This window comes from Bacillus sp. Bvel1 (genome assembly GCF_014872755.1).
GTDB lineage: Bacteria > Bacillota > Bacilli > Bacillales > Bacillaceae > Bacillus > Bacillus velezensis.
The window spans coordinates 291,760-309,888 of sequence record NZ_JAAOBZ010000004.1 but is presented as its reverse complement, the minus strand read 5'-3'; the positions used below and the strand labels follow the sequence as shown (position 1 = coordinate 309,888).

14 protein-coding genes and 1 riboswitch are annotated in these 18,129 nt (G+C 47.9%); of the genes, 5 read left to right on the top strand and 9 right to left on the bottom strand.

What is annotated here, in order from left to right; translation table 11 throughout:
* The first annotated feature begins 164 nt into the window (after window positions 1–164).
* From HAP68_RS02085 to HAP68_RS02065, 5 genes are all read left to right on the top strand, one after another.
* On the top strand, window positions 165–1,442 hold the full coding sequence (locus tag HAP68_RS02085) for an Nramp family divalent metal transporter (RefSeq protein ID WP_088037511.1): 1,278 nt from the start codon (window positions 165–167) through the stop codon (window positions 1,440–1,442).
* Between the two features lie 106 nt (window positions 1,443–1,548).
* On the top strand, window positions 1,549–1,815 hold the full coding sequence (locus HAP68_RS02080; RefSeq protein WP_003156241.1) for a hypothetical protein: 267 nt from the start codon (window positions 1,549–1,551) through the stop codon (window positions 1,813–1,815).
* Between the two features lie 164 nt (window positions 1,816–1,979).
* Window positions 1,980–2,615 (top strand): hypothetical protein, encoded by a 636-nt coding sequence (locus HAP68_RS02075; protein ID WP_223203785.1) that lies wholly within the window; start codon window positions 1,980–1,982, stop codon window positions 2,613–2,615.
* A gap of 96 nt (window positions 2,616–2,711) precedes the next feature.
* Window positions 2,712–3,269, top strand: coding sequence for a hypothetical protein (locus tag HAP68_RS02070; protein ID WP_024084905.1), 558 nt, complete (start codon window positions 2,712–2,714; stop codon window positions 3,267–3,269).
* A gap of 379 nt (window positions 3,270–3,648) precedes the next feature.
* The gene (locus tag HAP68_RS02065) at window positions 3,649–3,879 is read left to right on the top strand and encodes a hypothetical protein (protein ID WP_024084903.1); all 231 of its coding nucleotides are present in this window, start codon (window positions 3,649–3,651) and stop codon (window positions 3,877–3,879) included.
* A 261-nt stretch (window positions 3,880–4,140) separates the two neighbouring features.
* Here the strand turns inward: HAP68_RS02065 and HAP68_RS02060 are convergent, their stop codons facing one another.
* From HAP68_RS02060 to HAP68_RS02020, 9 genes are all read right to left on the bottom strand, one after another.
* A complete protein-coding gene (locus HAP68_RS02060) occupies window positions 4,141–5,862 on the bottom strand; it encodes a pyruvate oxidase (protein ID WP_024084902.1) in 1,722 nt (573 codons plus the stop codon).
* A 57-nt stretch (window positions 5,863–5,919) separates the two neighbouring features.
* Window positions 5,920–6,366: an NUDIX hydrolase gene (locus HAP68_RS02055; RefSeq protein WP_024084901.1), complete on the bottom strand. Its 447-nt coding sequence runs from the start codon at window positions 6,364–6,366 to the stop codon at window positions 5,920–5,922.
* Window positions 6,367–6,419: 53 nt separating this feature from the next.
* Window positions 6,420–8,240 (bottom strand): APC family permease, encoded by a 1,821-nt coding sequence (locus HAP68_RS02050; RefSeq protein WP_003156252.1) that lies wholly within the window; start codon window positions 8,238–8,240, stop codon window positions 6,420–6,422.
* 156 nt (window positions 8,241–8,396) lie between these two features.
* A riboswitch (cyclic di-AMP (ydaO/yuaA leader) is annotated at window positions 8,397–8,543 on the bottom strand.
* A 134-nt stretch (window positions 8,544–8,677) separates the two neighbouring features.
* A complete protein-coding gene (locus HAP68_RS02045; protein ID WP_024084900.1) occupies window positions 8,678–10,783 on the bottom strand; it encodes a cellulose biosynthesis cyclic di-GMP-binding regulatory protein BcsB in 2,106 nt (701 codons plus the stop codon).
* Between the two features lie 5 nt (window positions 10,784–10,788).
* Window positions 10,789–12,051 (bottom strand): glycosyltransferase family 2 protein, encoded by a 1,263-nt coding sequence (locus HAP68_RS02040; protein ID WP_003156256.1) that lies wholly within the window; start codon window positions 12,049–12,051, stop codon window positions 10,789–10,791.
* Window positions 12,044–13,771: a DUF2334 domain-containing protein gene (locus HAP68_RS02035; RefSeq protein WP_024084899.1), complete on the bottom strand. Its 1,728-nt coding sequence runs from the start codon at window positions 13,769–13,771 to the stop codon at window positions 12,044–12,046. The genes HAP68_RS02040 and HAP68_RS02035 overlap by 8 nt, the downstream gene beginning before the upstream one ends.
* Window positions 13,761–14,609, bottom strand: coding sequence for a diguanylate cyclase domain-containing protein (locus HAP68_RS02030; protein ID WP_014304365.1), 849 nt, complete (start codon window positions 14,607–14,609; stop codon window positions 13,761–13,763). The genes HAP68_RS02035 and HAP68_RS02030 overlap by 11 nt, the downstream gene beginning before the upstream one ends.
* Window positions 14,590–15,675, bottom strand: coding sequence for a hypothetical protein (locus HAP68_RS02025; protein ID WP_024084898.1), 1,086 nt, complete (start codon window positions 15,673–15,675; stop codon window positions 14,590–14,592). Before HAP68_RS02025 ends, HAP68_RS02030 begins: the two co-directional genes overlap by 20 nt.
* A gap of 232 nt (window positions 15,676–15,907) precedes the next feature.
* Complete coding sequence (locus HAP68_RS02020) at window positions 15,908–18,094, bottom strand: DNA topoisomerase III (RefSeq protein WP_024084897.1); 2,187 nt, start codon at window positions 18,092–18,094, stop codon at window positions 15,908–15,910.
* Window positions 18,095–18,129: the final 35 nt, after the last annotated feature.

Below are 18,129 nucleotides of genomic sequence, written 5' to 3'. Positions count from 1 at the left end.
GGCGGGATACATATCATAGATAAAACAGGGCATCAATGTACCGGTTTATTGAACATAAAGAACTTGACATCTCATAATAGCGGATTTATGATGTAGATAAAATAATTTGCATCTAGGAAACTTTTTGTTATTTAGCTAAAAATCTATCGGAATTTAGGTGAGACATAATGAGCAAAGACATCTCAGCACAATCACTGCAAGCAAAAGCCGTGCAGGATGCACTTGACGGCAAAAGCAAGGGATTCAAGCGGCTTCTGCCTTTCTTAGGCCCAGCCTTTATCGCGGCGATTGCCTACATTGATCCGGGAAACTTCGCTACGAATATCTCAGCTGGTTCGAAATTTGGGTATATGCTGCTGTGGGTCATCCTCTTTTCAAACTTGATGGCTTTTTTAATCCAAGTTCTTTCCGCGAAGCTCGGCATTGCCACGGGTAAAAACCTTCCGGAAATCGCCAGAGACCGGTATCCGAAATGGGTATCCGCCGGGCTGTGGATACAGGGTGAACTGGTGATTATGGCAACTGACCTGGCAGAATTTATCGGGGCGGCGCTCGGGCTCAACCTGCTGTTCGGCATACCGATGGTTGAAGCGGCCATTATCGCGGCGATCGGATCATTCGCGATTTTAGAGCTGCAGCGCCGGGGTTACCGGGCGCTGGAAGCGGGCATCGCCGGACTTCTGTTTGTCGTGGTGATCGCCTTCGCTCTGCAGACCTTCTTTGCCAAACCTGACGCCGGCTCTGTTCTCGAAGGGCTGTTTATCCCGAAAATTGACGGAATGGACAGTGTGCTCTTGGCAACCGGGATACTCGGCGCAACCGTGATGCCGCATGCCATTTACTTACATTCCGCACTGACACAGCGCCGTGTCGTCGGAAAAACGGATAATGAGCGGAAAAAGATTTTTAGATTCGAGACGATTGACATTCTCATCGCGATGGTGATCGCCGGGGCGATTAACGCAAGCATGCTCATCGTCGCTGCCGCGCTTTTCTTCAAGAACGGGCTGTATGTAGAAGATTTAGACGTGGCCTATCAGCAATTCGGCCACTATATCGGACCGGCTTCAGCCATTCTCTTCGGGATCGGGCTGCTGGCCGCAGGGCTTTCAAGCTCTTCTGTCGGCACATTGTCAGGCGATATTATCATGCAGGGCTTCATCCGTTACCGTATCCCGCTTTATTTGCGGCGTTTCATTACCATCATTCCGCCGATGATCATCATTATCTCGGGGGTCAACGCCACAGAAGCGCTCGTATGGAGCCAGGTCGTTCTTTCATTCGGCATCTCCTTTGCGCTCGTGCCGCTGATTATGTTTACAAGCAACAAACGCCTGATGGGCGCCCTGACGAACCGAAAATGGGTGACGGCTCTCGCCTGGCTGATTGCGGTTTTGGTGATCGCGCTTAATCTGTTTGTGATCTACGATTCATTCCGTTAGAAAAAAACCGGCCGTCAGCGGCCGGTTTTTCTTTTGACGCCGGGTGCCGTTCGTATCTTTTTCCGGGCGTTTTTGGTATGATAGAAGAAAAATCGGAGTTTTGCTTATGTCAGTATTTATCCTTTTTTATCTGTGGATTGTGCCGATTGTCATCGGCATCTTCTGTTCTCTTTTTGCTTATCGGACAACGGGTAAGAAACGTCTGATTCCCGGCTTTGTGATGATCGCATTAAGTATCGTTTCCTTAATCACGGGGCTTTGGATCGGCGGGGTGAACTACCATGTGTTCATCGGAGGCATGTTTTTATTCGGTACGTTTTTGGCCGGTTCCGCCTTCCCGTTTTTCTTCGCTCTTTCACGCAAACGAAAATAAACAGGCATGCCGCCTGTTTATTTTTTTTACCTAAGCCTGGCCTGCATTATAAAAACCGCTCCGATAATGTGATTCCGCCTCAATCAGCCTATACATGCAGGCTCCAGCCCATGTTCATTTCACGAAACTGCAGCTAAAATAAATCCTGCCAAAAAAATTTTGAATTGCGAGAAAAATATCGTATTAAAATCCTATTTACCCAAAAAATACCTATTGATAGAATGGTATCTGAGAGGGAAAAATGTTCAAAGCGGATCATACAGGTCCCGCCTAAATACATAGTCTTTCATTTCTCTCTACACTACATTTCTAAAGGAGGATTTCCCATTAGACACGCAGCTAAAGGCATTCTGTTTGCCGCATCTTTAGCCCTTGTAACTACTGCTTTTGTCCCCGCATCCTTAGCTAAAGAAAATCATCATAATACTGCCAATGCCACTGGAACGACAAAATCATTTTTTTATCAGACTGATACGCAATTTTCCTACGGACTTAAAGCACAAAGCGATGCATCTGTGTCAAAACCAGTCAAAGATGCAATCAGAGAGGTGCTGAAAAATAAAACAAAATTATTCAATCTTGTTGAAAAATTAGCGGGAAAGAAAATAAGAAATGAACTCGAATCCGTTTTCAATCAACATATAGAACCGGTTTTAAAGAAAATGCTGAACGAGTATGTCGCCTTAAGCTGGACTGATGTGGAAAAGAATCTTTATCTCTCACTTAAAAAGTCCGGACTTTCTGACAGCCAGGCTAAAAACCTCGCTCATTTGACAACTTTAGCAATGAAAGCTTTTTAAAATCATTCATAAATGATCGTCAGGAAAATACGTATGAAGTAAATGCAAAGTGCTGTTAGATTCACTCTAATAGCACTTTTTCATTGGAGATGTCACATGACTGTCTTTTTTACTGTTTTGCTCACTTTCTTATGCTGCCTTGTGATTTCATCTCTTATTTTTATGTTTCTATTAAAAAAAGAGATCGTGGATACACCGCCAAACCGCTTAGCTCATGCAGCATTCATCATACTTATTGGATTCTCCCTGTTCTTCGCTATAACTGTACCCAGCCTAGTTATTTATTTTGCAGCTATAACTGTAAATCATTTTTTCGGAGAATATATCATCTATGGTTCACTTTCAGACTTATACATATTTTCTGTCGTCGTCAGTATTTTAGCTTTAGTTTATATGCTTATCCTTACAGCAATTGTAAAAGGAATGACTCATGTTTTGACATTGCCTGCTTGGTCAGCCTATATCCTTGAATTCATTTTTGCATGGGCTGCTGTTTACTTCTCAATCCAATACGTTTCCAATCATATCATTGAGAACATATCTATATTTCAAGGTGGAGAAATTCTTCTTTCATTGTTCATCACTTTCTTATTTTCGGGATTGGATATCCTTTTTACTAATTTGGATAAGATCACAAAAGAGAAATTAGGCTAAGGGGGTAACAAATATGAGGATCATGACATATATATCTTATTTTTCTATTTCTTTAGTTTTGCAGGTGGTATGGCTGCTACTAATAAAAGAAACCTCTAATCTATCTCTGATAGATATGATTACGGTGTCCTTCTTATTCACTCTCTTTATGTTCATCTTGGATCAAATGTTCAAAAAAAAGCGGACAAATTAGGGTCTGTTTTTAATAATCCTCGGGCTTCTCTTTCGTTTTGAAATTGTTCCGGATCTGGGGATGTTGCGGCGAACCGTTCATTAATGTTTAACACCAGCCTCGGTAAAATACTTCTCCTTTTATATAACATCCTGACTTTTCCGTCATATATTCAAACGGCAAAACGGCAAAAAGGAGTAATGAAACATGATATTGTTTATTGGCAAGTTCATGTTGCTCTTTTTATTCTGTTCGCTGGCATATTATTTGTTTAAAATTGTTTATTACAATATAGGGAAGAACATTGCGCTTAAAACTCCGAAAGGGACAAAGACGAACCGGACGGCACATGTGTTTGTCAAAAATGGAACTAAACTGAAAGATGGAGATTACTTTATGATCGCTGTTGTGACCGCTCTCTGGCTGTTCTTCAGATGAAACCGCGCTGATCCATCACGAGTTTTTTGATCAGCCATCGCTCGCCAGCTGCGAATTTTACGACCTCCTTTACCGTTTCCGGAGATTTTAATACGATATACTTTCGGTTACGGTTCCCGTCCTCTAAGCTTCCAAGCGGGTCAAACTGCTGACCACTTCCTTACCATGGAAGGGGGGCAGTAAAGAAATAATCATCAATAAGAAAGCCTAAAAAAATTAACAGGCATGCTGCCTGTTAATTTTTTTATAACCACCGGCTTCTTAAAACAGCCGTTTTAAGCTTTTCTTGAGTGACGGCATTTCGATTTTTTGGTTTTCAAAGAAGTTTTTCAGCATGTATTTGCTGAAGCCCTTCGCTTGGCCGTAAGTGATTTTTCCCGGAAGCGGCGGCTCGTCGCCGATGACGGCGTCGATGACGACCGGCTCATTTGAGTTGAGCGCTTCATGAAAAGCGGGAGCCAATTCCTCGTGTTTCGTCACTTTGATGCCTTTTGCCCCGCAGCTTTCTGCAAAGGCGGCGTAATCCATATTTTGCAGCTGGGTGACGTAGTCAATGTTGCCTTTGACCCGCTGTTCATATTCAATCATGCCTAAATTTTCGTTGTTTAATATGACAACCGTAATCGGCAGTTTATATTTAACAGCCGTCGGCAGATCCTGCATCACCATTGAAAATCCGCCGTCTCCGCAAATGGCGATGGACTGCCGATCAGGTTCGGCAAGGCTTGCGGCAATCGCTCCCGGAAGCCCGCATCCCATTGTGGCGAGCCAGCTTGAGACGATAAAGTCCTGCTTCTTCATTTTAAAATGGCGGGCCATCCACACTGTAACCGTTCCGACATCCACTGACAGGACGGCGTCCTCTGCGGCCGCATCCTGAAGCCGGGCAATGACCTGCTGCGGCTTGAGCGGATGAGTCGCTTCGGTTTCATCCTTTTCGATTTCCTTCCACCAATGCTTCATGTGCTCGGTGCAGGCGTCCAAAAATCTTCTGTCTTCTTTATATTCAATGTATTCCGTCAGCTCTTTCAGCCCCAGAGCCGCATCACTGACGATTCCCGCATTGACGGGATAGCGCTTGCCGATTTTCGCCGGATCCGAATCAAGCTGAATGGCGGGCGTATCATCCGGGAGATAATCCCTGTACGGGAACGATGTGCCGAGCATGATCAGCAGATCGCATTCCTCCATTGCTTCGTAGGCGGGCTTTGTGCCGATTTGCCCGAGATTCCCGAGAAAGTGGGGATGGCTGTCAGGCACGACGCCTTTTGCCGGAAGGGTGATCACAATCGGAGCGGCCGCTTTATCGGCGAATGCGAGCAGCTCCTCTTTTGCTGATTTTAACCCTTGGCCGGCGAGAATGACCGGTTTTTTTGCGTTGTTAATATATTGCGCGCATGTCACGAGATGTTCTTTTTTCGGCTCTATATCGGCTTTGAGGTATATCGGCGATGTGTAAACCGGCTCCCGTTTGATTTTTTGCGCGAATAAATCATCAGAAACGGTTAAAACGGCAACGCCTTTTTTGCTGTAAGCCGTGCGGATCGCCTGATTCAGAAGATCGGGCAGCGCTTCTGCCGTATGTACCTGCTGGTTGAATACCGCCACGTCCTCAAACATCTGCTCTAATTTGATTTCCTGAAAGCTGTCACGGCCGATTTCATCGGAAGCCACCTGTCCCGCAATCGCCAGCACCGGAACGCCGTCCGCTTTGGCGTCGTATAAACCGTTCAGCAGATGAACGGCCCCCGGTCCTGCGATTGAAAGGCAGACACCGATCTGCCCGGTCAGTTTTGCCTCAGCCGCGGCAGCCAGGGCTGCGACTTCTTCGTGCCGGGTTTGGATGAATGTCAGGTTATTTCGTTCATGTCTCAGTTCTTCGATAAATTCATTAATGCTGTCTCCGGGAATGCCGTATATATGACCGACTCCCCATTGTTCAAGCAGCTCCGTCATTACGTGTCCTGCTGTTTTACTTGGCATACTGCATCCTCCTTTTACCTGTATTCATCCCCTTTTTCATACGGGTTGAAACACGGGCTATACTCTCAGCTTTTTTCTCAGCCGATCAAGGATGGATAACAGATTTCGGTCTTTAAGGACTGCCTTACGATTTGCCGCCCCATTGAGTCCGTCTTTTATTTGCCGTTTTCTGTTCGGCACCATGAACAGCGGCAGCCGGTTTTGGGAAAACCAGCGTAAATCGGCGGTTTCCGATCCGTTCATCAGCGGTGTTCCTCCGGTAATGGCTCCGATGAATACATGCTGTGTATCTTCAAATGCCGGCCTTTCATACTCACCCGCTTTATGCAGAATGGTCACGTTATAACCGGTTTCTTCGAAGGCCTCTCTGACGGCTGCGGCTTCAGGTATTTCACCTTCTGCGACCCTGCCCCCGGGCAAATCCCATAAGGGAATATCTTTTCGATTTACGAGCAATATCTCCCGCCCCTCATTTTGTATGATGACAAACGCGCCTTGTGCCATGTCGTCCTCCTTTACAAAAAAGACCGCGGCATTTCAGCCTGCGGTCTTTGCCGTTACTTTTTAAAATGATACGGCAGGGTGGCGACAATGATGTCCTTCTTCCAAAACAGCCGGACGCGGAGCAAGAAGGCTGATTGGTTGTGAAGGATGGTCTGCCAGCGTTTTTTCGTAATAAATTGCGGAAACAGCACCATCACGGAGAACTGTTCTTTTTTCGCTTTTTGTTCGACCGTTTCCAAAAACTTATCAAACGGGTGAACCAGACTGCGGTATGAGGAATGCAGGGTGACGAGGCGGACGCCGTTATGAAGCTCTTCCCAGCGCTTTTCCACCTTTTTTTCGTGTTCTCTGTCAAAGGAAACATGAACCGCAATGACCTGATCCGATAATGATTTCGCATACTGAATCGATTTTTGGACGACGGTGGTGACACCGGCGACAGGCACGATGACGACGGTTCCCTTGATTTCCTCAGGCTGCTGATCAACGACCCGCAGCTGTTCGCCGACCGCGGTGTAGTGATTTTTAATGACGAAAAACAGCATGACGACAGCAGGCATGAATAACAGCACCGGCCAGACAAGATTGAACTTCGTCGCGAATAAAATACACAGCACCATAAATGAAATGGCGGCGCCGCATGAGTTGATCAGCATTTTTACCGCCCAGCCCTTCGGTTTCTGCCTGATCCACTTGATGCACATTCCCGTCTGCGACAGCGTAAACGGAATGAACACGCCGACGGCATAAAGCGGAATTAAATGTTCCGTGCGGCCGCCGAATAAAAGAATGAGCAGGATGGACGCGATACCGAGAAAGATGATGCCGTTTGAAAAGCCTAACCGGTCGCCTCGTACCGTAAACATTCTCGGCATATACTGATCGCGCGCTAAATTAAACGCCAGCTGCGGAAATGCGGAAAAGCCCGTATTCGCCGCAAGCACAAGAATCAATGATGTAACGCCTTGAATGAAATAATACACCGTATGGCGTCCGAAAGTTTCCGCGGCGATTTGTGAAATAACGGTCTCGTTAGGCTTCGGACCCGTGCCGTAGCCGTACGCCAGCACCGTAATCCCCGTAAATAAGATCGCCAGCAGAATCCCCATCATGGCCAAAGTGCGGGCCGCGTTTTTCGCCGGAGGATTTTTAAAGGCCGGGATCGCGTTTGAAATGGCTTCCACACCGGTCAGTGCCGAGCAGCCGGATGAAAAGGCCTTCAGCAGCAAAAACAGCGTGATGCCCGCTACGGGCGTGCCGATCGGTGTATGCTCGGCCGGATGAACCTGCCCCGTCATGAGCTTAAACAGTCCGACGACGATCAAAAGGACAAGCGCCGCCACAAACAGATAGACGGGATACGCCAAAATGGACGCCGACTCTGACAGCCCTCTCAAATTTAAAATCATAATCAGAATCACAAGCAAAACAGCAATGAGCAAATGATACGGGTGCAAAGCCGGAAATGCCGATGTAATCGCGTCAGTTCCGGCAGAAATGCTTACCGCCACCGTCAGAATATAATCAACAAGCAATGAGCCGCCCGCAATCAGGCCGGGCTTCTCACCAAGATTTTCTTTAGAAACCATATAAGCGCCTCCGCCTTGCGGATAAGCGTAAATAATCTGTCTGTAGGACAGAATCAAAGCAAGCAGCAAAATGAGAACACCCGCTGCGATCGGAATGGAATACCAAAACGCGGCCGCGCTTACCGCAGCCAAAATGATCAGAATCTGTTCCGTTCCGTAAGCAACTGATGACAGCGCGTCTGAAGAAAGCATGGCGAGCGCCTTGAGTTTCGTGAGTTTCTGCTCTCCGGCCGCCTGTGATTTCAGCGGTTTCCCAATCAAAAATCTTTTGATTGAATGGTACATTTTTTGTCTTCCCCTTTTTTTCATTTTCCGTTTGATTTACAAACCCTTACTGCTATGATGTCTCTGAATAACGATTGCATGCCATATTTCGGCACAGCAAAAAGACACAGAGGCAAACGGATGCCCCTGCGCCATAATCGTGCACAGGTTTCATTCATCTCCTCTCATGAACGCTTACGAGGTTAGCTGTCGGATTCGGGCTGATGAGAGTTGGCCCTACCTGAAAAAGGATTCACCCCAAGCGGCATGACGCGCCGCAAATTGGTTCCCCCGCTCTGATTACAGATTAAGCGATATAGATTATAAAAGAGATCATACTCCCGTCCCGTTCAGTTGTAAAGGGGCTTTTATGCTGTTTCAAAAATAAAAAAATCACCGCCAAAAATGGAAATAAAAATACAAAAAAAGAGGCCTGTTAACGGCCTCTTTTTCCTTCATTACTCTTCACTTTTTTCATTGTCCGCTTTTCTTTTTTTCCTTCTTGCCGTCAGCCAGATCAGACCGGCCGCAATAATTATAAGCGCCGCGAAAACAGCGATATACGTGACGTTCAGTGCTGCGGAACGGCTTTTCGTATCAGGCGATGGACTGCTGTCGTCGGATTTGATTTGCTGATGGTTTGAAAACAGCTGCTTGCCGGCCGTTTCGTTGACGACGGTTGCGGCATCGCTTGTGCTGTCTAAAAAGCTGATCAGCTCTTTTGTGACAGACGCGCCGCTGCCTGATAACGGAGCAAAAACAGCGATGCTTCGGCCGGAGTCCCAAGGTGATTCCTGGGTAAACGCGACTTGTTTCGTTGTCTCATTCAGCATCTGAAACGGAGAAACATCGTACGCGCCGCTGCGGTCTGACGGCACGAGAAGCTTAGAGGCGTTTGATTTCAAAAGCGGAATTTGCGGCAGGCCTCCGATAAACACAACATTCCGGCCTTTGGCATCCGCTTCCTTCATGTCTGATGCCGTCTTTACGGTAAAGCCGTTTCCGAATGAATCCGCCACCAGAGAAAGTTCTTTCAGTGTCTGTATGTTTACATTATCCGGGATGACGATCACTGTTTTCTCTTTCACGCCGCCCGCAAACGGGAGCGGCCATTGCCCGAAATCCGCTTTCTGCGCCGCATCACTTACCGGATACGTCAGCATGCTGCTTTTATCAATATAGACCCATTTATTTTCGTCACGGTCGATACACGGGTTGTTATGTTTCAAACCTGATGTGACAAATTGCAGATCAATGTACCTGCTGCTTCGCAAAAGCTTCGGATCAATCGGGATTGAGACGTGGTAAAAGCCATCTTTATCTTGATTGCCGAGATCATCAAGGCGCACCGCATTCGGCTGTCCGTTGATCATGACGTTCAGCTCCGCTCTCTCGGCGTCATTAGCTGAATCCGCCTTCGTCCGGATCGATTCCGACGTCTTTAATGTAAGTGAAAGCTTGACCTTACCGTCTTTATCAACAGCGGCCGCCGCAGGGTAAAAGAAGTGCTCTGACGCCGTTTTGTTTGATCCGACCGTTACATTTCCCGCGCCGAAGTCCTCTAATGTCAGTTTATTGCCTGTCTTTTCCGCAGCGGGCTGAAGGCGGCCGATTGTCAAAGTATCTCCGCCCAGCTGGCTTGAATAAGCGCTGTCTGTGATGACGCGGATTTTATCCGCCAGCGTTTTGTCTGAGTGCGCCGTGACAAACAGGACGGGCTGCCGTTTGTCCCCTGATGTCAGAACCCGTTCGGCGAGAAGGAGTTTGTTGTCTTCCGCTTTGAAGTTCCCCCGTTCGAAAAGCTCTTTTATTTTCCCGTTCCAATGCTGATCAGCGCCGATGACAATTGACGGATTGCTGATTTTGCCGGCATCGGATTCTTTTACATAGGATACCTTCAGCCTGCTGTCTGCCGTTTTCAGAAATCCTTCTGTTTTGACTGCGGCTTCAGCTTCCGCCGAGGTCGGTTTGTCAGGAAGGATAATATCGGTTTCTTCACCCGTATTGCCTGATTGGGCAAACGGATACGGGAAATGGCCGAGATCCGCTCCCTTTGACTTGCTTGCTTCTGAAAGCACAAGGCGGCTGTCCGGATAAATTTTTATCCAGTTGCCTGACGTATCCTGCCTGACGCAGACGCCCTCTTTTAATACGCCGTAAAATCGTAATGATACATTGTGATAGCCTTGGGCGGATTGGCTTTTGCTGAGATTGAGCTTCACCGTTTTCCGCTTGGAGCTGCCGTCAAGCTTTATGGATTTGACGGGTTCATCATCAATGGCGATGGTTAAAGAAGACGGGGCAATTAATAAGTTTGACGCCTCGTAATCAATCAGAAGCGACTGATCGGCATTCGAAGCTCCCGCAGGAATCTGATAGGTCAGCTCTGAGCTGTCTTTCGCCCCGTACAGTGTCATCAGATCGCCAGTCAGCGCCTGCTGCTCTTTTGCGCCGGCGCTTGTTCCGAGGGCGGAACCGTCCGTTTTCAGCTCCCGGGCCGCGGCCGCCTGCCCGTTATACATCAATAGCAAAAGGCCAGTTATCAATATGATCGCTTTTTTCAAAAAGGTCACCCGCTTTTATTTTGATTGTATCGCTCCGTTTTGTACCACTTGACTTCCTGCTTGAACAAGCGGTGCTTGATCTCTGTGAATAATGACCAGATGACGAGCACGATCCAAGCCTGGGAGTATGTAAAGTACATCAGAAATACGATAAAGAAGTTTTGTTTGTTCATTTCTGTTTTTTCAATGCTCAAAGTAATCATGACCTCAGTCATAAACAGGAAAAAGGCCAGTATCCACAAAATCATCGCCAAAAACCCGACTGTCAGATGCAGGTCGTAAAAAAGATTGATGATAAAAATCGTGTTTGACATGATCACACCGAAGAAAAACAAAAAATACGTAAAAAAGAAATAAAACAGATCGAAGATGATCCGCTTGCGTTTCAGCTTGAAAAATTGGGATAAAAACTTAAGAACGACGTACTGGTTGCCGCGCGCCCATCTTGTCCGCTGACGCCACCAGACCTTCCATGTCTCAGGCTCCTGCTCCCATGTCACAGCCGCCGGGAAAAAGCGGATATGATAGCCGAGATTATACACGCGGATGGTCAGCTCGGTATCCTCCGCCAGCGCCTTATCATCCCAGCCGCCGAGCTGTTCGATAATGCTCCGCCTGATCGCGAAGTTCGTTCCCGGGATGGTGGCGATTTTGAACCATTTCCATCTGCCGCCCTGCGCCATCCACTGAAAACAGATGGTTTCAATATTGATAAACTTCGTCAGGATCGTTTTCGCCGCATTGATAACACGGAATTTCCCGACAACCGCTCCCGCTTTCTCATCATTCATCAGACCGAGAACCAGGTAGTACACCGCCATTTTTTCCGGCGTATTGTCCGCATCATACACGCAGATCACGTCTCCGTTCGATTCCGCGAACCCTGAGTTCAGCGCCGAAGATTTTCCTTTTCCGGCGTTCGGGGGCTTTGTGATGACCATTTTAATGAAGTCATACTGACGGGAAAATTCATTGACGATGTCTCCCGTCCGGTCGGAGGAATTATCATTAACGACAATGATCTCAAGCCTGTCTTTCGGATAATACAGGTTCACCATCGCCTTCAGCGTCTGCCTGATGACGACCTCCTCGTTATGCGCGGGGATGAGCACGCTGACCTTCGGGAGCTCCCCCATCTTTGCGCGCCATTTCGGAATGTTCCGTTCGAAGGTCATATAATGCCTGAATCCGCCCTGCATCAGAAACATGTGATAGAGAAGCATCACCCATATTAAACTTAATGAGATAAAAAACAGAATGTTACTCAAGGCTTCTTCTCTCCTTAAAGATTCGTTTTTTTAATGTGGCGCGCAAATAAAGGACGTAGCAGGCGAACATGATGATAAACAATAACACCACGCCGGAGAGAATCCAAAGCGCTTTTTCAAGAGGCGTCTGCTGGTGATGATTGAAAAAGGCCGTTACCGGATGAATCTTGTTTTCCACATGAATGGTTCCGTCTCCGTCCGTTTTGATCCTGACGCTGTCCGACGTTACCGTTTGCTTTGTTTTCTTCAGATCGAGCCACTCGCCGCCGGGAATCCGCTCCATCTGATTGACGAGCTCGGGAAGGTATTTCATGCCGAGATACGGATGGTAGAAACCGCCCGCCGTTCCGCCGCCGAAATCAATCATCTGAGAAATATGATTCTCCATATCTCCGAGCGGATTTTCCTTTGAGTTATCGGCATAACCGATTGTTTCAGGGTACAGCGTCATCCCGTCCAGCATAGCCGGCTTTGAGACGAACGGAGGGGCGCCCGAGGTTTTCCACGTCGCGCCGCTGAGCTGCACTTGTCCGAAAATGCTGGAGAAATAAGAAGATGCGATTTTGTAGCCTTCTTCAGACATCGTGTAGTGCGGCGCTTCGAATGACAGCGGGTAAAGGCCGAGCTCTGTCAGATCGTCAATCGCCTGCTCCAGCTTCGTTCTCGTGTAGATGTTTTCTTTTTCACGGAAAGGCTTCACATACGCCCGGTACGCTTTTTCATTCGGAAAATCCTGTTCCTTTTCAAGCTTGACCGGAGTATCATCCGCATTTTCTGACGTAATCGGCTGATCCGCTTTGGCATCCCAAAATTCAAAGCCTTCTCCCGTTTCGCTGTATCGGTAAGCGTGCGTGTAGCCGTGAATAATGATGCTGCCGCCCATTTGCTGAAGTTTTTTCAGGACACTTACCATTTTCGGCTTGTCCGCCAGGTATACTTTTTCTCCGTTTTCCGGATTGAGATAGACCGGAATGACCGCCAGAATAAACGGAATGTGTCTTTTATGCAGATAAGCGCCCGCTTCGTAAAGCAATGTTTCATCTGACATCGGACTGATGTCTTCAAGCCGCAAGTAAAGGAGGGTGCCGCCCTGTGATTCTCCGAATGCGCTTCGCATCGCTTTCGCCGTCAGAAACGAATCATTTAACAGGCTCGTCACACCGAAATAATAGTCAGAGCGCGCCGTTTTCCACATAAAAGGGCGGGTGCTGCCGTCACCGGACCGGTATGTATAAAGGGACTTTCCTTTTACTCCCGATACGCCGAGCACGGACATCCCTTTTTCAAGCGGCATGTCTGTTTTTTCTTTTTTGCCGTAAATGCGGTATACCGTTTCTTTTTCTGTCAGGGACAACCCCGCAAATTGGCGGAACTGTCCGGCGTTATAGCCGATGCTGATAAGCTGCTGCGGCATGCTGCTGATCAGTGACACAAATGATGTGCTGAGCTTTTTTTTCGTGACGCCGTAATAGATGACGCGCCGATTCTTTTTGAAGTCCGCGGCTGTGATGTCTCCGTCGCTTTTCACGGTGACGGCGGATGAGAAATGGCCCGCGGTCAGATCAAGCATTTTGACCTCAGCGGTTTCTTTGCCGTCCGTGCTTGTATAAATAATGAGAATACCGTCCTTTTTGTCTTTTGCTTCCGCCGGACGGGGAACATAAACGGCCGAAATCATGAAAAGCGCCGAGAGTAAGAGACGTATCCATTTAGAGTTCATTCATCATCATCTCGTTTTCCAGTTCATTTAAAAATTGCTCGGCCGTTTGTAAATCCTTTCGGTACGCCAAGTAACATACACGGAAGGTGATGGAGACGTATTTACCGTTTTGCAGCCGGTACGTATCCAATTCCTTTTTCAGCTTCGCCAGAACGGCCGGCATGTTTTCTTCAGGCGTATGGGTCAGCACGATGCCGAACCGTTCGGCGGACGGCCTGAATTTTTTGTCTGTTTCCCGAACGCTTGACCGGATTTGGCGGCTGATAAACGCCAGCAGCCGATCGGTCTCTTTTTCTCCGTACAGGGATTTGAATTCCTTGAAATAATGCATGTGCAGCAGCAAAAAGACGAAGGAATTGCCGTAGCGTTCCGCCCGCTTGATTTCCTCGGAAAGCTCCAGCTTCATCCGCAGATGGTTGTCAAAGCCGGTCACCCTGTCGACGGCGACAAAGCTCGTAATCTCTTCACGCAGCTGTTTCACTGAGCGTTCAAGCCCCTTCGCCAACTCGTGAATCCTTCCCGCTATGTAAGAAAAGAGCAGCAGCGCAATCCCCCAAATGACCAGCACCTGCAGACTTTCGGCATCGGCAGACGCCATAAAGCTCCCGGTCTGAAACCACAGGAGCAGGCTGCCGAGAACAAATAAGACGAGTAAGGTCATGACGAGCGCGTAGATTGCCCCGAACCATATACCGGCTCCCGCAACAAGCAATGTGATGCAGGTTATCAGAAGCCCTGCGGATTGCTGAGACGCATAGTAAATAAAAAAAGACAGCAGCACCAGCATAACTGCTGTGTAGCTGCACAGTTTTTGTGATTCATTGAATGATATTTTCATTAAACAATTTCCTTTCAGCCAGAAGCGGCAGCAGGTTATCGAAAGAATGTGTATCGCTCCCGCTCATATAGCCGCCGTAATCGGGTTTCAGCGTGTCCAGTGTTTCAAATGAAGTCATTCTTTCATAAAGCGGCTTGATGACAGCCGGATCAGCTTTTTGTTCTGCTAAAAAAAGAACGGCCAGGGCGTAAACGGACGGTGATTCGTACTGAACCGCCGGCTCCTTCGTGTCTGCGCTGTATCGTCCGTACAGCTGTCCGCGCGACTTAAATTCCTCTATCATCCATTTTGACAGCGCGGCAGCCTTGCCATCGCCCCGCTTCAGATTCACGGCGGCGTACAGCTGGTCGATGACATTCACTTCGCTGTCATATTTGTATTCCTTTGTTTCGGTATTGAATGATTTCGGCAGAAAACCATTTTTCAGGGGCGCATGATTGAGAACATCAAGGTTCCGGTTTTCCGTTTTCTCATCGATAATCCCTTTTTCTCTGAGCATCTGTAAGGCGCCGGGGTCAACATAGGACAAGGTCACGGTCTTTGATGCGGCATTTGAAGCGGCATCATAATAATCCGTAAAATACCCGTCATTTGTATTGTATTTTTCCAGCGCCTTCCCGATCTGCACCGCTGTTTTCCCGTATTCACTGTTTCCCCACAGGGTTCCGGCCTCATTCAGACAGTTCATGATTCTGAAATCGTCAATTAAGGCATTGGTGCCGCTCGCTTTATTCCCGTCAATCTTCCACGACACGAGCCCGTTTTTCGTCAGAAACGAATCGGTGAGAAGCTGATATTGCGCTTGAAACTGCCGTTCATCTTTCCTGTTCAGCAAAAATGCCATCCATAGTCCGAGAGACTCAGATAAATATTCCGGCTCACCGGATATGTTCGTCCGGATCATCCCCCGCCCGTTCATCAATTTATGATAAATAAAATGCTCTGCGGGCTGAAGCGGTCCGGACGGTTCGGCCGCCATCTGTTTTTCAGGTCCGGCCTCCGCGCACCCCGCCGTCAGAACGATCGAAATCAAAAGGATCATCAGACGAAAAACGAATTGCTTCACAGTCCATCCTCCTATTTTACAAACCCTTTTTTAGACCCATATCTTATTTTTTCACAAAGTATTTTTACTATAAAGGAAACGATAAAAGAATACTAGCATTTTTTCACATTGGAAAATTTTAAATGGAAGCGCCGCCTCTCACCTTTTCCCTCTTCACATGGATCGTATTCCCATTACAGTAAAAAACACAACAAAAGGCAGCATTTCTTTACAAATGCTGCCTTTCTCTGATCTATTTATCCAGGCCGAGTTTTTTCAGCTGTTCTGCCAGCGCGTTGTTCATCGGCTCCTCTTTGTTTTGGCTTTTCATATAAGAGTTAATGTCCCGCTTGGATGCGCGTCCGGATTTATCTTTCGCCTTCCGCTTTTCAAAGACGGACAGTTTCTCCCGGTGGCCGCATACACATGCGAAGGTTTGGCCTTCGCCCTGGCCGCGAAGCTCCATTTTCTTATGACAGTTCGGACAGCGGGCGTTTGTTTTTCTTGCCAGCGTTTTCCGGCTGCCGCACTCACGATCCTGACATACGAGCATCGTGCCGCGTTTGCCGTTGACTTTAAGCATCATTTTGCCGCAATCAGGGCAGGCGGTGCCTGAAATGTTGTCATGTCTGAAAGTCTGGCTGCTGTTTTTGATCTCCTTCACCGTTTTGCCCGCATATGTTTTCATGTCTTTAATGAACACGGCGGATTTCAGTTTGCCCGCTGCGATGGCGGAGAGCTTTTGCTCCCACTCAGCGGTTAAGGCCGGCGATTTTAAATCTTCCGGGACGAGCTGTAAGAGCTGCTTCCCTTTTGACGTAATGAAAATATCTTTTTCTTTTTTCTCGATCAAGAAACTGTTGAACAGTTTTTCAATGATATCAGCGCGGGTGGCGACTGTTCCGAGTCCGCCGGTTTCACCCAATGTTTTCACAAGGTTCTTCTCTTCTCCCTGCATAAAGGCGCTTGGGTTCTCCATCGCGGATAACAGCGTGCCTTCATTAAAGCGCGCCGGCGGTTTCGTCTGACCGCTCGTTTCTTTCAATGATGAGACAGTGAGGCGCTGCCCCTGCTGAAGATCCGGGAGCGTCTGGTCTTTGTCTTCCTCATGATCGTCGTCATCCTCGTACATATCATACACGGCTTTCCAGCCAGGCGATTGAACCGTTTTCCCTTTTGCGGTAAATGTTTCGCCGCCGATATCGGCTGTGACCTTTGTTTCTTCGTATTCGAACGCCGGCATTAACACGGCGAGAAAACGTTTGGCAATCAGATCGTAAAGCTTTCGTTCTTTGTCGCTGAGGCTTGAAAGGATCAGCGGCTCCTCTGTCGGAATGATGGCATGGTGATCCGATACTTTCTCATCATTGACGAATCCTTTATGCGCTTTGACGCCCCGCTTCAGTATTTGATTGACGTACTGGGCGTACGGCTTAACTTCCATACCGTTTAAACGGTCTTTTAAAGTCGGCACGATGTCTGCGGAAAGGAATCTGGAATCCGTCCGCGGGTAAGTGACAAGCTTATGCTGTTCATACAGCTTTTGAAGCACGGACAGCGTCTCTTTTGCGGAGAAACCGAAGCGCTTATGAGCGTCCCGCTGCAATTCCGTCAAGTCGTAAAGACCGGGAGCGAAGCTTTTCTTCGCCGTTTTTTTCAATTCTGAAATGACTGCCGGCTTTCCTTGCAGGTCTTTTGCCAAACGGCCGGTCACCGTCTGATCGAACGTTCTTGTCTGTTTTGTTTTTTTATCCTGCCATGTCAGCGTCATCTGATCAGCCGCCGCGCGGAGGCCGTAATAAGGAACGGGTTTGAACGCCTGAATATCCGCTTCGCGTTTGGCGATCATCGCCAGTGTCGGAGTCTGGACGCGTCCGCATGACAGCTGCGCGTTAAATTTCGTGGTCAGGGCGCGGGTCGCGTTGATGCCGACGATCCAATCCGCTTCCGCTCTGGCAACAGCGGAATGATACAGGTTTTCGTACTCTTTGCCGCTGCGGAGCTTTTGAAATCCTTCTTTAATCGCCTTATCCGTCACAGAGGAAATCCACAGCCGCTTAATCGGTTTGCGGACGTTTGCCTTTTCGATAATCCAGCGGGCCACAAGTTCCCCTTCCCGTCCTGCGTCTGTAGCGATTACGATCTGGCTGACGTCTTTCCGGACAAGCTGAGCTTTGACCGCATTGAACTGTTTTCCTGTTTTTTTAATGACGACGAGCTTTAAAGGCTCCGGAATAATCGGAAGATCCTCAAGCCGCCATGATTGAAATTCTTTGCCGTATCCTTCAGGGTCAGCGAGCGTTACCAGATGCCCGAGCGCCCATGTGACGATGTAGCGGTCGCCTTCAAGATATCCGTTTCCTTTTTTATGACACTTCAGAACGCGGGCCAAGTCCCGGCCGACTGAAGGTTTTTCAGCTAATACAACTGTTTTTGACATGCTTTTCACTTCTCTTTCTTTCACACTCATCCTGT

Bases quoted from the DNA above. Each gene is read 5' to 3' on its own strand.
- HAP68_RS02070 (WP_024084905.1), top strand. From the start codon at position 2,712: ATGACTGTCTTTTTTACTGTTTTGCTCACTTTCTTATGCTGCCTTGTG.
- HAP68_RS02030 (WP_014304365.1), bottom strand. From the start codon at position 14,609: ATGAAAATATCATTCAATGAATCACAAAAACTGTGCAGCTACACAGCA.
- HAP68_RS02080 (WP_003156241.1), top strand. From the start codon at position 1,549: ATGTCAGTATTTATCCTTTTTTATCTGTGGATTGTGCCGATTGTCATC.
- HAP68_RS02055 (WP_024084901.1), bottom strand. From the start codon at position 6,366: ATGGCACAAGGCGCGTTTGTCATCATACAAAATGAGGGGCGGGAGATA.
- HAP68_RS02060 (WP_024084902.1), bottom strand. From the start codon at position 5,862: ATGCCAAGTAAAACAGCAGGACACGTAATGACGGAGCTGCTTGAACAA.
- HAP68_RS02065 (WP_024084903.1), top strand. From the start codon at position 3,649: ATGATATTGTTTATTGGCAAGTTCATGTTGCTCTTTTTATTCTGTTCG.
- HAP68_RS02035 (WP_024084899.1), bottom strand. From the start codon at position 13,771: ATGAACTCTAAATGGATACGTCTCTTACTCTCGGCGCTTTTCATGATT.
- HAP68_RS02050 (WP_003156252.1), bottom strand. From the start codon at position 8,240: ATGTACCATTCAATCAAAAGATTTTTGATTGGGAAACCGCTGAAATCA.
- HAP68_RS02020 (WP_024084897.1), bottom strand. From the start codon at position 18,094: ATGTCAAAAACAGTTGTATTAGCTGAAAAACCTTCAGTCGGCCGGGAC.